Source organism: Streptomyces sp. 3214.6, assembly GCF_900129855.1.
GTDB classification, from domain to species: Bacteria; Actinomycetota; Actinomycetes; order Streptomycetales; family Streptomycetaceae; genus Streptomyces; species Streptomyces soliscabiei.
This window is the reverse complement of sequence record NZ_LT670819.1, coordinates 5,004,327-5,022,091: the sequence shown is the minus strand read 5'-3', so window position 1 is coordinate 5,022,091 and position 17,765 is coordinate 5,004,327. Positions and strand designations below refer to the sequence as shown.

Here is a 17,765-nt window from a genome sequence, read left to right as displayed (position 1 = left end):
CTGCGGAAAGGGGCGGTGTTTCACGTGAAACACCGCCCCTTCGCCTGTCCGCCTGCCGTGCCGCCCGGGTCATGTTTCACGTGAAACATGACTGGTTTCACGGTCTCAGTCCTGCTGGGCCCACCACTCCTTGAGGGCCTCCACCGCCGCGTCGTACCCCATCGGGCCGTGCTCCAGACGCAGTTCCAGCAGGTGCTTGTACGCCTTGCCGATGGCGGGTCCGGGGCCGATGCCCAGAATCTCCATGATCTGGTTGCCGTCGAGGTCGGGACGGATCGCGTCCAGCTCCTCCTGTTCCTTCAGCTGACTGATGCGCTCCTCCAGCCCGTCGTACGCCCGTGAGAGCGCGACCGCCTTGCGCTTGTTCCGCGTCGTGCAGTCCGAGCGGGTCAGCTTGTGGAGGCGTTCGAGGAGGGGCCCGCCGTCCCGTACATAACGACGCACCGCGGAGTCCGTCCACTCGCCCGTGCCGTAGCCGTGGAAGCGCAGGTGGAGCTCCACCAGGCGGGAGACGTCCTTCACCAGCTCGTTGGAGTACTTCAGAGCCGTCATTCGCTTCTTCGTCATCTTCGCTCCGACCACCTCGTGGTGGTGGAACGAGACCCGGCCGTCCTTCTCGAAGCGACGGGTGCGTGGCTTGCCGATGTCGTGCAGCAGCGCGGCGAGCCGCAGGGTGAGGTCGGGACCGCTCTCCTCCAGCTCGATGGCCTGCTCCAGGACGATCAGTGTGTGCTCGTAGACGTCCTTGTGCCGATGGTGCTCGTCGCTCTCCAGCCGCAGCGCAGGCAGCTCCGGCAGCACATGGTCGGCGATGCCGGTGTCGACCAGGAGCGACAGTCCCTTGCGCGGACGCGCGGACAGGATCAGCTTGTTCAGCTCGTCCCGGACCCGCTCGGCCGAGACGATCTCGATACGGCCGGCCATCTCGCCCATCGCCGTGACGACCTCGGGGGCGACCTCGAAGTCGAGCTGGGCGGCGAAGCGCGCCGCCCGCATCATGCGCAGCGGGTCGTCCGAGAAGGACTCCTCGGGCGTACCCGGGGTGCGCAGCACCCGGCCCGCGAGGTCCTCCAGGCCACCGTGCGGGTCGATGAACTCCTTCTCGGGAAGCGCCACGGCCATGGCGTTGACGGTGAAGTCACGCCGGACGAGGTCCTGCTCGATGGAGTCGCCGTACGACACCTCGGGCTTGCGCGAGGTGCGGTCGTAGGCCTCGGAGCGATACGTCGTCACCTCGATCTGAAAGCTTCGATCGACGTCTCCGACACGGGCGTCCTTCTGGACGCCGACGGTGCCGAAGGCGATCCCGACCTCCCACACCGCGTCCGCCCACGGCCGCACGATCTTCAGGACGTCCTCGGGCCGGGCGTCGGTGGTGAAGTCCAGGTCGTTGCCGAGCCGGCCGAGCAGCGCGTCCCGGACCGAGCCGCCGACCAGGGCGAGAGAGAACCCGGCCTCCTGGAAACGGCGGGCGAGGTCGTCGGCGACAGGGGCGACCCGTAGCAGTTCACTCACCGCACGGTGCTGCACCTGGCTCAGGACGCTGAGATTGTCTTCGTTGGCGTTCGGCACAACAGAAGAGGGTACGTGGCCCGGCGAACCGAGGACGCCCCAATTCAAAGCGAACGGACATCTCCACCGATAGGAGTGCAATGCTGTCCCTTACCGCCTCCACCTGCCCTTCTCTCCATAAACAGACATAGCGGACGACCCGTCGGCCTTTCACGATCTTGTGGAGCAGACCGCGGCACTTCCCCTCAGCGCGCATCGTTACCATGCGTGGACGCACATCCGACGACCACTGACGACGACGAGGGACGGGCGAACGCGTGGCCGAGGCGGCAGACTTCCCGGGGATGAGTCCCTCACCTGCCCGCCGGTGGCTGCGGCGCACCGGCGCACTGCTCGCCGGGGCGCCTCTGCTGGCCGGTCTCCTCCAGCTGCCCGCCGCCCCCGCGGTGGCCGCCGGCCAGGCCTCCGCCAAGGAGGCCTCCGACACGGGCACTGTGGCCGTATCCGTCGACTCACTGACCCCGGCCGCTCCCTCCGACGGAGACACCCTGACCGTCTCCGGCACGGTCACCAACAACGGCAAGCGGGCCGTCACCGACGCCCATGTGGGCCTGCAGGTCGGTTCCGCGCTCACCACCCGCTCGGCGATCGACAGGGTCGCCACGCAGGCGGACGCCCTCACCGGCAACGACGGCTCCGAAGTGGGCGGCAATTACGTCGCCAAGTTCGCCAAGCTCACGCCCGGCGTGGCACAGCACTTCAGCATCGCCGTCCCGGTCGACAAGCTCGACCTCGGCGACGACGGCGTCTACCCGATCAGTGTCGCTCTCTCGGGCGAGACGTCCGCGCAGCCCTGGGAGAAGGTGCTGGGGATCCAGCGGACCTTCCTGCCCTGGCAGCCCGACGAGGCGGACACCCGCACCAGGACGACCGTGCTGTGGCCGCTGATGTCCACCGTGCACATGACGGCGGAGACCGGTTCGAACGCGCAGCAGACGCCGGTCTTCCTCAACGACGACCTGGCCGCGGAGATCGCTCCCGGCGGCCGCCTCGACCAGCTCCTGAGCCTGGGCAGGGAACTCGACGTCACCTGGGTGATCGACCCGGACCTGCTGGCGTCCGTGGACGCCATGACCGGCAGCTACCGGATCCGTGGCGACGGCGACACCACCACGGCGGGCACCCACCAGGCGATCGCCAAGCAGTGGCTCGACGACCTGCAGGACGCGGTGACCGGCAAGGAGGTCGTCGCGCTGCCCTTCGCCGATCCCGACCTGGCCGCCCTCGCCCACAACGGCACAGGCGTCGCCGGCTCTCTCAGCCAGCTCAAGGCGGCCACCGATGTCGCCGCCACCACGGTGGAGACCGTGCTCCATGTGACACCGAGCACCGACTTCACCTGGCCGGTGGACGGCGCCGTCGACCCGTCGATCGTCAAGGTCGCCACCTCCGCCGGCGCCGACAAGGTGATCGCGCGCAGCGACAGCCTGGCGGAGACCGGCGATCTCTCGTACACCCCGTCCGCGGCCCGGCCCATCGGCGGCGGCACCACGGCGGTCGTCGCGGACGCGCGGCTGTCGACGGCGTTCCAGGGCGATATGGTGCGGGCCTCGGCGTCCACGCTCGCCGTGCAGGAGTTCCTCGCGCAGAGCCTGGAGCTGAACCTGCAGACCGGCAAGCAGCGCAGCATCGTCGTCGCCCCGCAGCGCATGCCGACCGCGAGCCAGGCCCGGTCGCTGGCGCAGGCTGTCACCCTGCTCCAGGGCGCCACCTGGTCGCAGCCCCAGCAGCTCGCGGCGACGGCCAAGGCCAAGCCCGACCCGAGTGCCACCACAAAGGTGCCGTCGAGTTCGGCGTACCCGTCCTCGCTGCGCAAGCAGGAGCTGCCCCGGTCGGCGTTCGAGCAGATCGCGGACACGCAGGACAAGCTCGACAACTTCAAGGTGATCCTCACCAACGAGGCCCGGGTGGTGACCCCCTTCGGGCGGGCCATAAACCGTGAGATGTCCACATCGTGGCGCGGCCGGACCACAGCCACCAGCACGTTCCGGCAGGACGTGCAGGAGTATCTCGGCAGTCTCACCGGCCAGGTCAAGTTGATCGACAAGTCGGAGACCAAGCTCTCCGGACGCAGCGCCACCATCCCCGTGACCGTGCAGAACAACCTGGTCCAGGGCGTCGACCATTTGGTGCTGCGGCTCACCTCGACCAACGACACCCGCCTGGAGATCGACGGCGACGTCTACGCGGAGCAGCCCATCGAGGTCTCCGGCGGGCACACCACGACGGTGAAGTTCCCCACGTCCGCAAACGTCAACGGCCAGACGACGGTGATCGCCCAGCTGTACACCGAGGACGGTCAGGAGTACGGCGACCCGGTCACCTTCGACGTGAAGGTCACCGAGATCACGGCCACCGTGATGCTGGTCATCGGCGGCGGCGTCCTGCTGCTCGTGCTGGCCGGGTTCCGTATGTACACCCAGCGCAAGCGTGCCGCGGCCCGGGAGGCCGAGGGTGCCGGCGAAAACGGCGAGTCCGCCGGGGAAGCGGAGGACGGCGCCGACGAGGCGGAAGAGCCCGCCGACGGCCCGGAGACCGCCGAGCATCCCGGGAACCGCAACAAGGAAGAGTCCGACGCCCGAGCCGGGGCAGGCGACCCGGAGCAGCCGAGTGACGAGACACCGGACACCGCAGCGGAAAACGCGGACCCGTCCGCCACGGGTGAGAGAGTGGACCGTTGAGGATGTCGTGGCCGGTGGGCCGGGGACGATGAGGTGGGGTAACCATGAACGCGCCGTACGACGGTGACCGCGGCCAGGCCGCGGGCGGCTCGGGCCACCCCGGGGGCCCGCCGCCCGAGCACGGCCAGGTGCCGCCGCAGCACCCCGCGGACATGTATCTCCAGGACGCCTACGACCAGGACCCCTACCGGGCCCAGGACCTCACCGCGCAGGACCCGGTCGCCGAGGCGCTCTACGACCGCGCCGCGCACCCCCCACCGCCCCCGGGTACGTACCAGCCGCAGCAGCCGCTGTACGGCCGGCCGCCGCAGTCCCCGTACGCCCCCGACCCGCATGTGTGGGCGCAGACACCGGCTCCTGAGCCGGAGGGTCCCACTCAGCACCTGCCGTACGGCGACGACCCGCGCACGACGCAGTTCGTGGGCGTGGACGACCTGGTGACGCACTCCGGCGAGGAGCAGCACCAGCCGGACGCGTTCGCCCATCTGTTCCGGGACCAGCAGCAGAGCGGCTCCCGCAGCCCGACGGAGCCCCCGGCGGTGCCGGGCCCGGCCCAGGCTCCCGGCGGTCACGTAGCCGCCCCGCAGTACCAGGCCCCGCAGAACCAGGCTCCCCAGTACCAGGCACCGCAATACCAGGCCGCGGCCCCCTCGCCCGTGACCGACCAGACCATGAACCTCACCGCCACTCCGGCCGCGGACCCCGCGCCGGCTGCCGCCCCCGCCGCCAAGAAGGGCGGGCGTGCCTCGGGCCTGCTGAAGTCCAGCGCCGTCATGGCGGCGGGCACCATGGTCTCCCGCCTCACCGGCTTCGTCCGCTCCGCGCTGATCGTCTCGGCGCTCGGCGTCGGTCTGCTGGGCGACACCTTCCAGGTCGCCTATCAGCTGCCGACGATGATCTACATCCTGACCGTCGGCGGTGGCCTCAACTCCGTCTTCGTACCGCAGCTCGTGCGGGCCATGAAGGAGGACGAGGACGGCGGCGAGGCGTACGCCAACCGCCTGCTGACGCTGGTGATGGTGGCGCTGGGCGTGCTCACGGTCGCCGCGATCGCCGGGGCGCCCGTGCTGATCCGCCTCCTGTCCGACTCGGTCGCCAGCGACCCGGCGGCCAACGAGGTCGGCATCACCTTCGTCCGCTACTTCCTGCCCTCGATCTTCTTCATGGGCGTCCACGTGGTGATGGGCCAGATCCTCAACGCGCGCGGCAAGTTCGGCGCGATGATGTGGACGCCGGTCCTGAACAACATCGTCATCATCGTGACACTCGGCATGTTCATCTGGGTCTACGGCACCGCCGCCGACTCCGGCATGAAGGTCACGACCATCCCGCCGGAGGGCGAGCGGCTCCTCGGCATCGGGGTCCTGCTCGGTCTGGTCGTGCAGGCCCTCGCGATGATCCCCTACCTGCGCGAGACCGGGTTCCGGCTGCGGCTGCGCTTCGACTGGAAGGGCCACGGCCTCGGCAAGGCGGCGACCCTCGCCAAGTGGACCGTCCTGTTCGTCCTGGCCAACCAGGCCGGCGCCCTTGTCGTCACCCAGCTGTCCACGTCGGCCGGCAAGGACTCGCCGGTCGACGGCACCGGCTTCGCCGCCTACGCCAACGCCCAGCTGATCTGGGGCCTGCCGCAGGCCATCATCACCGTCTCGCTGATGGCCGCCCTGCTGCCCCGCATCTCCCGCTCGGCGGCCGAAGGCGACGCCGGCGCGGTCCGCGACGACATCTCCCAGGGTCTGCGCACCACCGCCGTCGCGATCGTGCCGATCGCCTTCGGGTTCCTCGCGCTCGGCATCCCGATGTGCACCCTGATCTTCGGCTCCTCCGGTACCAGCGAGGCCACGAACATGGGCTTCATGCTGATGGCCTTCGGCCTCGGCCTGATCCCCTACTCCGTGCAGTACGTCGTCCTGCGCGCCTTCTACGCCTACGAGGACACCCGGACGCCCTTCTACAACACGGTCATCGTGGCCGCGGTCAACGCGAGCGCCTCGGCGGTCTGTTACTTCGTCCTTCCGGCCCGTTGGGCCGTGGTCGGCATGGCGGCCTCCTACGGCCTGGCGTACGCGATCGGCGTCGGCGTCGCCTGGAACCGGCTGCGCAAGCGGCTCGGCGGCGACCTCGACGGCTCCCACGTGCTGCGCACGTACGCCCGGCTGTGCATCGCCTCCGTACCGGCCGCCGTGGTCAGCGGCCTCGCCTGCTACGGCATCGGCCACAGCCTGGGCCAGGGCGTCCTCGGTTCATTTGCCGCGCTGATGGCCGGTGGAGCCCTGCTGCTCGGCGTCTTCTTCGTCGCCGCCCGCCGCATGCGCATCGAGGAGCTCAACTCGCTCGTCGGCATGGTCCGCGGGCGACTGGGTCGCTGAGTCGGGAGGCAGGCGCACAACCATCGTCCGCCGTCGCGTGTCGTGCATAGCGGCGGACTGTGGGCACAATTGGGTTCGGCGTCGGACGGCGCGCACGAGGTCGGACGGCGCGCACTGGATGGGGAGGCAGGAACGACGGTGGCGGAACGGAGCACAGCTGCCGTCGACGTGGCAGACAACAGCGGTGACGAGCCGCTGACCGCACAAGCGGACCAGTCCACGGCCGACGGGGTGGTCAAGAACCGGGAGCAGGACACGGACAGCGACGAGGCACAGGGGAGCGGCGGGGCGGAGCGTCCCGGGAAGAAGGCCTCACCGCCGGAGCTGCACAGCGGTCACAAGCTCGCCAGACGCTATCGCCTAGAGGAGTGCGTCACCCGTCTGGACGGTTTCAGCAGTTGGCGTGCGGTCGACGAGAAACTTCGCCGTGCTGTGGGCGTCCATATCCTGCCCGCGGACCACGCACGGGCCCGTTCGGTGCTGGCCGCGGCCCGTTCCTCGGCGCTGCTCGGCGATCCCCGCTTCGTCCAAGTGCTGGACGCAGTCGAGGAGAACGACCTCGTCTACGTCGTCCACGAATGGCTGCCCGACGCCACCGAGCTCACCGCGTTGCTGGCGGCCGGCCCGTTGGAGCCGCACGACGCCTACCAGATGGTCAGTCAGATCGCGTCCGCCATGGCCGCCGCCCACCGCGAGGGCCTGTCGCATCTGCGTCTGAACCCGAATGCCGTACTGCGCACCTCCTCAGGTCAGTGGCGCATCCGCGGACTCGCCGTGAACGCCGCCCTGCGCGGCATCACCACCGACACCCCCCAGCGCACCGACACCGAGGCGATCGGCGCCCTGCTGTACGCGGCGCTCACCCAGCGCTGGCCGTACGAGAACGACGCGTACGGCCTGTCCGGGCTACCCAAAGACATCGGACTGATCGCCCCCGACCAGGTGCGCGCGGGCATCCACCGGGGCCTGTCGGAGCTGGCCATGCGCGCCCTCGCCAACGACGGCGCGACCGCCTCCCGGCACGAGGCCGCCTGCACCACGCCGGAGGAGCTGGTGAAGGCGATCGGCGAGATGCCCCGCATCCGCCCGCCGGAGCCTTCGTTCGCGGCGCCGCCGGAGTACCAGCGCACCACGTACCAGCAGGGCACATACGGCCGCCCGTCGGCGCACCCGGGCGTCACCCAGCCCCTGTCGGCCCCGCCGCCCACGCTGCAGAGCCGCACCGGCAAGGCCCTGAAGTGGGCGGTCTCCGCCCTCCTCATCGCCGCCCTCGGCCTGGGCAGCTGGCAACTCGCGGACGCCCTGATGGACCATGCCGGGTCCGACGACACGAACCAGACCCAGACGACGGACGACGGCGACAAGGGCAGCACCGCGCCCAAGCCGGTCAAGGCGCTCAAGATCCATGACGCCGCCGAGTACTACCCGGACGGCAACCCCCAGCACGCCGGCGACGCGAAGCTCACCTACGACGGTGACAGCTCCACGTACTGGCGGACTTATTCGTTCGACGACGGGCCCGTGCTCGCGCCGTTCAAGAAGGGCGTGGGCATCGTCTACGACCTGGGCTCGGAGCACAGCGTTTCGACCGCCTCAATAGGGCTTCACTATGGAGGCGACTACACCGCGGCGACCCTGTACGCGGCCGATTCGCTCTCGTCGTCGGCTCCCCTCAGCTCCATGACGAAGATCGCTGCCGCTCGGACCTCGGGGGAGGAACTGAAGATCTCCGCCAAGTCGCCCGTGAAGACGCGGTACGTTCTCGTATGGATCACCGCCGCGCCGCGCTCAGGGCAGGACGAGTACAGCGGCGCCGGCTACAAGCAGGCGATCACCGACGTGAAGTTCACGGGCTGACGTCTCACCGGAGGGGGAGGAGGTCCGATGGCGGAAGGCGCCGGATATGACGGAGTGAGCGACCAGGACCTCCTCACTCGCCACGTCGAGGGCGACCCCGACGCCTTCGGCGAGCTCGTGCGGCGTCACCGTGACCGGCTCTGGGCGGTGGCACTGCGCACGCTGGGAGACCGCGAGGAGGCCGCTGACGCCGTCCAGGACGCCCTGGTGTCCGCGTACCGGGCCGCGCACACCTTCCGCGGCCAGTCCGCCGTCACGACCTGGCTGCACCGCATCACGGTGAACGCCTGTCTGGACCGCGCCCGCAAAGCGGCTTCCCGCAAGACCTCACCGGTCGACGACACCGAGAGGCTGGAGCAGCTGCTCGAGCCGCATGAGGCGGCGTCGGCGCCCGCGGAACGCAAAGACCTGCACCGCCAGCTCCTCGAAGCGCTCGGCACCCTCCCGCCCGACCAGCGGGCCGCCCTCGTCCTCGTCGACATGCAGGGCTACCCGGTCGCCGAAGCCGCCCGCATGCTCGACGTACCTTCCGGGACGGTGAAGAGCCGCTGTGCCCGGGGCAGAGCCAGACTGCTGCCGCTGCTCACCCATCTACGGCCGGACGCCGCCGCCGGCGGCGGCGGCGGCGACAGAGAAAACCGCGCAGGACGGAACCGCACGCAGGGGACATCCGTCCCACCGGCAGCGGAACCTCGCGACGAGGGGCCGGGCAACGCCGGGACAGGCGATTCAGCTGCTGTGAAGGGCGGAGGTGGGCGAGCGTGACATCGACGACGGACACGACCGGGCACCCGGACGTCGCGGAGATCTCCGACCTCACCGAGGGCCTGCTCGCTCCCTCCCGAAGCGCCGATGTGCGTCGGCATCTGGACACCTGCGAACTCTGCGCGGACGTCCACGCCTCGTTGGAGGAGATCCGCGGTCTTCTGGGCGCTCTACCCGGCCCGCCGCGAATGCCGGACGACGTCGCCCACCGCATCGATGCCGCGCTCGCCGCCGAGGCCCTGCTGAATGCCACGCCCTCGGAGAACGAGGATGCTCCGAAGATTTCCGCCGGTGCGGCCGACGCCGACATGGACGCGCTCCATGTTTCACGTGAAACAACGACGTCGACGGGCCGACCGGCGGGACATGCCCGCACCACCACCGGCCCGGGCCGCAAGGACCGCAAGCGGGCCGGACGCCGCAAGGTCGCCGTCCTCGGCACGGTGTTCACAGCCGCGGCGCTGGGGCTCGGTTCCGTCCTCGTGTCATCGCTCACGGGCCCCGGGCCGGGCAGTTCGGCCCATCAGTCCACCGGGCCGGACACGTTTTCCGCGAGCAAGCTGGAGTCACAGGTCACCGATCTCCTGGCCAAGGCCGGCGCCTCCCGTGCACCGGCGGGCATGAAGGCCGAGGGCCAGTCCGGCAGCCCGCAGAACAGGACTCTCCTGCAGCCCCCCGCTGTGCCCCCGTGCATCCAGCAGGGCATCGGACGCAGCGATGAGGCTCTCGCCGTCGAGGATGGCAAATACCAGGGGACGGCCGCCCTGCTTGTCGTGCTGTCCGACACCTCCGACAGCACCCGGGTCCGCGTCTACATCATGGACAAGACCTGTGTGAAGCATCCGTCGTCGAGCCCCGCCAAGGTTCTGTTGACGAACTCCTACACGCGTCACTGACGGTCGACGGCTCGTCTCGTTCCCGCGCTCGTATTCCCCGTGGCATCCCCTCCGGCGTCATCGCTCCGTGTGCCCGGACACACCGGGAATGCGCGCCCCTTAGGATCCGTTGGGTGGGGTGAGAGTCCAAGAAGCTCCCCCGGTCGACCGACGCAGTCCAGAGACGAGGAAACAAGCCGTGAGCGACGTCCGTAACGTGATCATCATCGGCTCCGGGCCCGCCGGCTACACCGCGGCCCTCTACACCGCACGCGCGTCGCTGAAGCCGCTGGTGTTCGAAGGAGCCGTCACCGCGGGCGGTGCCCTGATGAACACCACCGAGGTGGAGAACTTCCCGGGGTTCCAGGACGGCATCATGGGCCCCGAGCTCATGGACAACATGCGCGCCCAGGCCGAGCGCTTCGGCGCCGAACTGATCCCCGACGACATCGTCTCCGTCGACCTCACCGGTGAGATCAAGACCGTCACGGACACCGCCGGCACGGTCCACCGCGCGAAGGCCGTCATCGTGACGACCGGCTCACAGCACCGCAAGCTCGGCCTGCCGAACGAGGACGCCCTGTCCGGCCGCGGTGTCTCCTGGTGCGCCACCTGTGACGGCTTCTTCTTCAAGGAGCAGGACATCGCCGTGATCGGCGGCGGGGACACCGCGATGGAGGAGGCCACGTTCCTCTCCCGCTTCGCCAAGTCCGTGACGATCGTCCACCGGCGTGACACCCTGCGCGCCTCCAAGGCGATGCAGGAGCGCGCCTTCGCCGATCCGAAGATCAAGTTCGTCTGGGACAGCGAGGTCGCCGAGGTCCAGGGCGACCAGAAGCTGGCCGGGCTGAAGCTGCGCAACCTCAAGACCGGCGAGCTCTCGGATCTGCCGGTGACCGGCCTGTTCATCGCGATCGGTCACGACCCGCGTACCGAGCTCTTCAAGGGCCAGCTCGACCTCGACGAGGAGGGCTACCTCAAGGTCGCCGCCCCCTCCACCCGCACGAACCTGACCGGTGTCTTCGCCGCGGGTGACGTGGTTGACCACACCTACCGCCAGGCAATCACCGCTGCCGGCACCGGCTGCTCCTCCGCCCTCGACGCCGAGCGCTACCTCGCCGCCCTCGCGGACGAGGAGCAGGCCGAGCCCGAGAAGACCGCTGTCTGACCCTCTCCTCCCCACCGCACAAGGAATTAAGGAGCCCCCTGTGGCCGGCACCCTGAAGCATGTGACCGACGCCGACTTCGATGAGGTCGTCCTCAAGAGCGACAAGCCCGTCCTGGTGGACTTCTGGGCCGAGTGGTGCGGCCCGTGCCGCCAGATCGCTCCCTCGCTCGAGGCCATCGCCGCCGAGCACGGCGACAAGATCGAGATCGTCAAGCTCAACATCGACGAGAACCCGACCACGGCCGCCAAGTACGGCGTCATGTCGATCCCGACCTTGAATGTCTACCAGGGTGGCGAGGTCGCGAAGACCATCGTCGGCGCCAAGCCCAAGGCCGCGCTCGTCCGCGACCTGGAGACCTTCATCTCCGAGTGAGGCACTGAACCGTCCCTCCGACGGCCGATGTTTCACGTGAAACACAATGGGGCCGACCCGCAAGGGTCGGCCCCATCGCTGTGCCCCACATAACGCCCTACAGCGGGCGCAGCGCCGGCTCCTTCTGAACCGCCCCCAGCAACCGATCGAGCGCCATCTCCACGTCCTCCTTCCAGGAGAGCGTGGTCCGCAACTCCAGCCTCAGTCGAGGATGGACGGGATGAGGGCGCACCGTCTTGAAGCCCACTGCCAGCAAGTGATCGGCAGGAAGCATGCAGGCAGGCTCTTTCCAACGGGCGTCACCGAACGCCTCGATGGCCTTGAACCCCCGTCGCAGCAGATCCTTGGCCACCGTCTGGACCATCACGCGGCCAAGTCCCTGGCCCTGGTAGCCCGGCATGATGAACGCGGTCATCAGCTGCACCGCATCCGGCGACACGGGACTTGTGGGAAAGGCCGTCGAGCGGGGGACATAGGCGGGCGGCGCGTACAGGACGAAACCCACGGGGGCGTCGTCCACATAGACGACCCGACCGCACGACCCCCAGTCCAACAGGACGGCGGAGATCCAGGACTCCTTCTCCAGGGAGGACGTGCCCGCCTTTACCGCGGCCGCACCGCTGACGGGGTCCAGCTCCCAGAAGACGCACGAACGACAGCGCTTGGGAAGGTCCTGAAGGTTGTCCAGCGTGAGCGGTACAAGCCGACGCCCCATGAAGGCTGTTCCTCGCTTCCTTCGCCCGCAGCATCGCGAGCGGCCGTCAGAGCACTCCGTTCTCTGAGCAGACTGCCGACGAAACCGCCGACCGCGCCCAGCCCCAGTCCGGCGCTCACCAATCCGGTCCGGCTCATCGTTCGCATGGCCCCCGCCTCCCGCTCCGAGGTACTGCAAGGTGGATGCGCCAAAGCCTCACCGCATCGTATCCACGATGCGATTCCGCCGATACCGACTGAAAGCAAAGAGCGAGCCGTGTTCCGGTACACACCGGACACGGCTCGCTCAGAGGATCCGACGGCCGACAGGGGCCCCGGCCGAGCCGCGGCTCAGTCTTCCGTTTCCTCTATGTCGCCCTCCACGAGGCCCTTCTGCAGGACAGGGCCCTCACCGGGAGCGAGTGTGCCGAGGATGCGCTCAAGGTCCTCCATCGAGGCGAACTCGACGGTGATCTTGCCCTTCTTCTGCCCCAAGTCGACCTTCACCCGTGTCTCGAAACGGTCCGAGAGCCGGGTCGCAAGGTCGGTCAGAGCCGGGGAGACCCGACCACCGGCACGCGGCCCTTTGGCACGCTGAGCCGTCTGCGGACGTGATCCCATGAGGGTCACGATCTCCTCCACGGCCCGCACCGAGAGCCCTTCGGCGACGATGCGGTGGGCCAGCCGGTCCTGCTCTTCCGAGTCGTCCACCGAGAGCAGCGCCCGGGCGTGACCGGCGGAGAGGACTCCCGCCGCGACCCTGCGCTGCACCGCCGGCGAAAGCTTCAGTAGCCGCAGCGTGTTGGAGACCTGCGGACGGGATCGACCGATGCGGTCCGCCAGCTGGTCGTGCGTGCAGTTGAAGTCCTTCAGCAACTGGTCGTAGGCGGCTGCCTCTTCCAGCGGGTTCAGCTGAGCCCGGTGGAGGTTCTCCAGGAGGGCGTCCAGGAGGAGCTTCTCGTCGTCCGTGGCCCGCACGATCGCCGGGATGGCCTCCAGGCCGGCCTCGCGGCAAGCCCGCCAGCGCCGCTCACCCATGATGAGCTCGTAGCGCGCGGGACCGGTCTGGCGTACGACGACCGGCTGGAGGAGACCGACCTCCTTGATGGAGGTGATGAGCTCGTGCAGCGCGTCCTCGTCGAAGACCTCACGGGGCTGGCGCGGGTTCGGCGTGATGTGGTCGAGGGGGATCTCCGCGAAATGCGCGCCGATCGGCGCGGCGGGGGTCTCCAGGACGCCGTTCGCCGACAACTCCTCTGTTTCACGTGAAACATGCGGGAGCGTGGCCACCTTCGCCGCGGCCACCCCGCGGTCCGTCGTCAGAACCGGGACGGCTGCGGGGGATGTGGATCCCCCGCCTCCCACCGCGGCCTGCGCCGGATTCTTCTCCGTCGGGGCAGCAGGGATCAACGCGCCAAGGCCACGGCCCAACCCCCTCCGTCGCTCACTCACTGGATCCCCTCCACCATGTTCGGGTTGTTCTGGGCGCCGATATGGGCGTGCGTCGGGTCGTAACTGACGTCGACACCCCTCAGCGCAAGCTCTCGTGCTGCCTCAAGGTAGGAGAGGGCGCCGCTCGATCCAGGATCGTAGGTCAGCACCGTCTGCCCATAGCTCGGCGCCTCGGAGATACGGACCGAGCGGGGAATGCTCGTCCGCAGCACCTCGTCACCGAAGTGGGTGCGCACCTCCTCGGCGACCTGCGACGCGAGACGCGTCCGGCCGTCGTACATGGTGAGCAGGATGGTCGACACATGCAGAGTGGGGTTGAGGTGCCCCCGCACCAGGTCGACGTTACGCAGCAGCTGGCCGAGCCCTTCCAGCGCGTAGTACTCGCACTGGATCGGGATGAGGACCTCGGCACCGGCGACCAGCGCGTTGACCGTCAGCAGGCCGAGGGAAGGCGGGCAGTCGATGAGGATGTAGTCCAGCGGCTGTTCGTATGCCTGGATCGCTCGCTGAAGACGGCTCTCACGTGCCACCAGGGAGACCAATTCGATCTCCGCACCGGCGAGATCGATCGTGGCGGGAGCGCAGAAGAGGCCTTCTACATCGGGTACGGGCTGAACGACTTCAGCGAGGGGACGGCTCTCCACCAACACGTCATAGATGGACGGAACCTCGGCGTGGTGGTCGATCCCGAGGGCGGTGGACGCGTTGCCCTGCGGGTCGAGGTCGACCACCAGGACGCGGCCCCCGTGCAGGGCCAGGGAGGCGGCAAGGTTGACCGTCGTCGTCGTCTTGCCCACCCCGCCCTTCTGGTTGGCGACCACGATCACACGGGTTTGTTCAGGGCGTGGCAGACCCTCGCCGGCGCGGCCCAGAGCCTCCACCGCGAGTTGGGCAGCACGACCGATCGGAGTGTCGTCCATAGGGGGCGGTGTTTCACGTGAAACATCCTCCCCGAACGACTCGGTACGGGGACCGGGGACCGGATCGGTCATCGGTCCCGCGATGTTGGCGTCGGACCGCAAGGATTCACTCTCCTCGACTTCAGGCTCGCAATGAACAGAGCCTCCCATGTCTTCGGGGTGGTGAACCAGTGAGGCCTGTTGTTCTGTGGAGAAATCCGCCTCTGTGGACAACTCCGGTACCTCATCGAGTGAACCGAGAGGCTTGCGGTCGCGGGGTTCGGCCGCGGCGCGGCCGCGGCTGATAATGCCGTGGAGCAGGGAGCGACGTTTCACGTGAAACACGATGCACAGCGCCCGCGGCCGGATCCTCGCGACACTCCGTGATGCGTAGGTTTGGCAGCTTGTGTGGAGTACGTCTCAGCGGCGTCGGCGCGTACGGCCCGTGCGGGCCGCCTTGGCCCGTTTGGCCGCGAATCGCACACCGCCCGGACTTTCCCCGACCTCGACCCGCACCACCGTGGACAGCGGGTCGACGACGCCCTCGCCGACCTGCAGGATCGAGGTGCTCACGGCACCGAGCTTGCTCAGTGCCGAGGAGGCGCTCTTCAGCTCTTCCTCGGCGGTGTCGCCCTTGAGGGCGAGCATCTCGCCATAGGGACGCAGCAGCGGGATTCCCCAGGCGGCCAGTCGGTCCAGGGGCGCCACGGCGCGGGCGGTCACCACATGCACCGGCTGCACCTTGCCCATGACCTCCTCGGCACGGCCCCGCTCCACCGTCACATGGTCGAGGCCGAGGAGCTCGACGACCTCGGTGAGGAAGTTGGTGCGTCGCAGAAGCGGCTCCAGCAGGGTGATCTTCAGGTCTTCCCTGACGAGCGCCAGCGGAATGCCGGGGAGGCCGGCACCCGATCCGACGTCGCACACGGTCACGCCCTCGGGCACGACCTCGGAGAGCACCGCGCAGTTCAGGATGTGCCTCTCCCACAGGCGGGGCACCTCTCGTGGGCCGATGAGCCCACGCTGCACACCTGCCTCGGCCAGGAGCTCGGCGTACCGGACCGCATCACCGAAGCGATCGCCGAATACCTCACGTGCCACTTCGGGCGCAGGGGGGAGCTCCGCTGCCTCCGTCACGGGGACCGTCCTTCCGTACCGCATCAGCGCTTCGAGCGCCGACCACCAGAACTACCAGGCTGACAAAGACCGGCCCCGTCTGCGCTACAGACGGGGCCGGGGATACGTACGTACCGAATCAGTTGGGCAGCACGACGACGAAGCGCTGCGGCTCCTCGCCCTCGGACTCACTGCGCAGGCCGGCGGCCTTGACCGCGTCGTGCACGACCTTGCGCTCGAAGGGCGTCATCGGCTTCATCTTCACCGGCTCACCACTGTTCTTCGCGTCGGCCGCGGCCTTGGCGCCCAGCTCGGAGAGCTCGGCGCGCTTCTTGGCGCGGTAACCCCCGATGTCCAGCATCAGACGGCTGCGGTCGCCGGTCTCCCGGTGCACGGCCAGGCGCGTGAGCTCCTGCAGCGCCTCCAGCACCTCGCCGTCCCGGCCGACCAGCTTGTGCAGGTCACGGGTGCCCGCGTCGCTGATGATCGACACAGAGGCGCGGTCGGCCTCGACGTCCATGTCGATGTCGCCGTCGAGATCGGCGATGTCCAGCAGACCCTCGAGGTAGTCCGCCGCGATCTCGCCCTCCTGCTCCAGGCGGGTCAGGGTGTCTGCACCCTCGGCGGCGGCGGAGGTGGTGCCTTCCGTCACGGGATGGGCTCCTTCTTACTTCTTGGACGGGGACTTGGGGCGCTGCGGGCCGCCCTTGCGCTGCCCTGACTGGGCCTTGCTGCGGCCTCCGGTGCCGGGCTTGGGAGCGGCCTGCTTCGCGGCTCCGGAGGGCTTGGCGTCCTCCGGCTCGTCGGACTTGCTCAGCGACGTGGTCGGGGTGGTCTCGCCGGCCGCCTTGGGGGTCGTGGACTGTCGCTGGGACTTCGACTGCCGCTTGGGCTGCTGACGCTTGGCGGCGGCGCTGGTCGGCGTGCCGTCCTCGGCCTGGGCGGCTGCCTGGGTCTCGCTCTTGATCACGGTGCCGTCGGCCTGGGCCGCGAAGCCCACCTTGGTCAGACCGTTGATGAACTTGCGCTCGGCGTCGTTGCGGTCGCGGCCCTTGGCCACGATGGCCTTGACGATGGCCCTCTCACCGCGGCTGCGGGTCTTGCCGTGGTGCGTGACGTGCTTGTACAGGCGCTCCAGGTACGCGGCCTGAGCCTTGGAACCCGGCGTCGGGTTGTTGCGGATCACGTACATCTGCTGGCCCATGGTCCACACGTTGGTGGTCAGCCAGTAGACGAGGACACCGACGGGGAAGTTGATGCCGAAGACGGCGAACATGACCGGGAAGACGTACATCAGCATCTTCTGCTGCTGCATGAACGGCGTCTTCACCGAGGTGTCGACGTTCTTCGTCATCAGCTGGCGCTGGGTGAAGAACTGCGAGGCCGACATCAGCACGATCATGACCGCGGTGACGACGCGGACGTCCGTCAGCGAGGCGCCGAGCGACTCCACCTTCGCCGAGCCGTCGGTGAACTTCGCGGCCAGCGGGGCGCCGAAGATGTGCGCCTTACGGGCGCTGGCGAGCAGCGACTCGTTGATGACGCCGATCGTCGAGCCCGTGGCGATGCCGTTGAGCACGTGGTACAGGGCGAAGAAGAACGGGGACTGCGCCAGGATGGGAAGGCACGAGGAGAGCGGGTTGGTGCCCGTCTCCTTGTACAGCTTCATCATCTCTTCGGACTGACGCGCCTTGTCGTTCTTGTAGCGCTCCTGGATCTTCTTCATCTCGGGCTGGAGCGTCTGCATGGCCCGCGTCGACTTGATCTGCTTCACGAAGAGCGGGATCAGGCAGATACGGATCAGAATCACCAGGGACACGATGGACAGGCCCCAGGCCCACCCGGTGTCGGGGCCGAAGATGGCGCCGTACACCTTGTGGAACTGGACGATGACCCAGGAGACAGGTGTCGTGATGAAGCTGAAGAGGCTGGCAATCGTGTCCACTAA

General features: G+C 68.7%; 14 protein-coding genes. 7 read left to right on the top strand and 7 right to left on the bottom strand.

Annotation, left to right across the window (positions count from 1 at the left end):
• Positions 1-105: 105 nt before the first annotated feature.
• Entirely contained in the window at positions 106-1,572 is a 1,467-nt protein-coding gene (locus B5557_RS22580; RefSeq protein ID WP_079661182.1) for a CCA tRNA nucleotidyltransferase, read from the bottom strand.
• 257 nt (positions 1,573-1,829) lie between these two features.
• On the opposite strand from B5557_RS22580, the gene B5557_RS22575 reads away from it, so the two are divergent.
• The 7 genes from B5557_RS22575 to trxA all read left to right on the top strand — a co-directional run bounded on the left by B5557_RS22575 (position 1,830) and on the right by trxA (position 11,657).
• Entirely contained in the window at positions 1,830-4,253 is a 2,424-nt protein-coding gene (locus B5557_RS22575) for a DUF6049 family protein (protein WP_079661181.1), read from the top strand.
• 44 nt (positions 4,254-4,297) lie between these two features.
• Positions 4,298-6,619 carry a murein biosynthesis integral membrane protein MurJ gene (murJ, locus tag B5557_RS22570; RefSeq protein WP_079661180.1) on the top strand — a complete coding sequence of 774 codons (2,322 nt, stop codon included), beginning with the start codon at positions 4,298-4,300 and terminating at the stop codon, positions 6,617-6,619.
• 138 nt (positions 6,620-6,757) lie between these two features.
• The gene (locus tag B5557_RS22565) at positions 6,758-8,476 is read left to right on the top strand and encodes a protein kinase family protein (protein WP_079661179.1); all 1,719 of its coding nucleotides are present in this window, start codon (positions 6,758-6,760) and stop codon (positions 8,474-8,476) included.
• A 27-nt stretch (positions 8,477-8,503) separates the two neighbouring features.
• Positions 8,504-9,241: an RNA polymerase sigma factor SigM gene (sigM, locus tag B5557_RS22560; protein WP_079661178.1), complete on the top strand. Its 738-nt coding sequence runs from the start codon at positions 8,504-8,506 to the stop codon at positions 9,239-9,241.
• Positions 9,238-10,137: an anti-sigma factor family protein gene (locus B5557_RS22555; RefSeq protein ID WP_079661177.1), complete on the top strand. Its 900-nt coding sequence runs from the start codon at positions 9,238-9,240 to the stop codon at positions 10,135-10,137. Before sigM ends, B5557_RS22555 begins: the two co-directional genes overlap by 4 nt.
• A gap of 178 nt (positions 10,138-10,315) precedes the next feature.
• The gene (trxB, locus tag B5557_RS22550; protein ID WP_079661176.1) at positions 10,316-11,284 is read left to right on the top strand and encodes a thioredoxin-disulfide reductase; all 969 of its coding nucleotides are present in this window, start codon (positions 10,316-10,318) and stop codon (positions 11,282-11,284) included.
• A 40-nt stretch (positions 11,285-11,324) separates the two neighbouring features.
• Positions 11,325-11,657, top strand: a complete 333-nt coding sequence (gene trxA / locus B5557_RS22545; RefSeq protein ID WP_079661175.1) for a thioredoxin — start codon at positions 11,325-11,327, stop codon at positions 11,655-11,657.
• 97 nt (positions 11,658-11,754) lie between these two features.
• Here the strand turns inward: trxA and B5557_RS22540 are convergent, their stop codons facing one another.
• From B5557_RS22540 to yidC, 6 genes are all read right to left on the bottom strand, one after another.
• Positions 11,755-12,372, bottom strand: a complete 618-nt coding sequence (locus B5557_RS22540) for a GNAT family N-acetyltransferase (RefSeq protein WP_079661174.1) — start codon at positions 12,370-12,372, stop codon at positions 11,755-11,757.
• 329 nt (positions 12,373-12,701) lie between these two features.
• Entirely contained in the window at positions 12,702-13,802 is a 1,101-nt protein-coding gene (locus tag B5557_RS22535; protein ID WP_079661173.1) for a ParB/RepB/Spo0J family partition protein, read from the bottom strand.
• On the bottom strand, positions 13,799-14,872 hold the full coding sequence (locus B5557_RS22530) for an AAA family ATPase (RefSeq protein ID WP_079661172.1): 1,074 nt from the start codon (positions 14,870-14,872) through the stop codon (positions 13,799-13,801). Before B5557_RS22530 ends, B5557_RS22535 begins: the two co-directional genes overlap by 4 nt.
• Positions 14,873-15,121: 249 nt before the next feature.
• Positions 15,122-15,838, bottom strand: coding sequence for a 16S rRNA (guanine(527)-N(7))-methyltransferase RsmG (gene rsmG, locus B5557_RS22525; RefSeq protein ID WP_079661171.1), 717 nt, complete (start codon positions 15,836-15,838; stop codon positions 15,122-15,124).
• Positions 15,839-15,956: 118 nt separating this feature from the next.
• Positions 15,957-16,469 (bottom strand): Jag family protein, encoded by a 513-nt coding sequence (locus B5557_RS22520; RefSeq protein WP_079661170.1) that lies wholly within the window; start codon positions 16,467-16,469, stop codon positions 15,957-15,959.
• A 15-nt stretch (positions 16,470-16,484) separates the two neighbouring features.
• Entirely contained in the window at positions 16,485-17,762 is a 1,278-nt protein-coding gene (gene yidC, locus B5557_RS22515) for a membrane protein insertase YidC (RefSeq protein WP_079661169.1), read from the bottom strand.
• Positions 17,763-17,765 lie beyond the last annotated feature (3 nt).

Coding starts and splice junctions, on each gene's coding strand:
- murJ (WP_079661180.1), top strand. CDS start 4,298: ATGAACGCGCCGTACGACGGTGACCGCGGCCAGGCCGCGGGCGGCTCG.
- sigM (WP_079661178.1), top strand. CDS start 8,504: ATGGCGGAAGGCGCCGGATATGACGGAGTGAGCGACCAGGACCTCCTC.
- B5557_RS22540 (WP_079661174.1), bottom strand. CDS start 12,372: ATGGGGCGTCGGCTTGTACCGCTCACGCTGGACAACCTTCAGGACCTT.
- B5557_RS22530 (WP_079661172.1), bottom strand. CDS start 14,872: ATGGGAGGCTCTGTTCATTGCGAGCCTGAAGTCGAGGAGAGTGAATCC.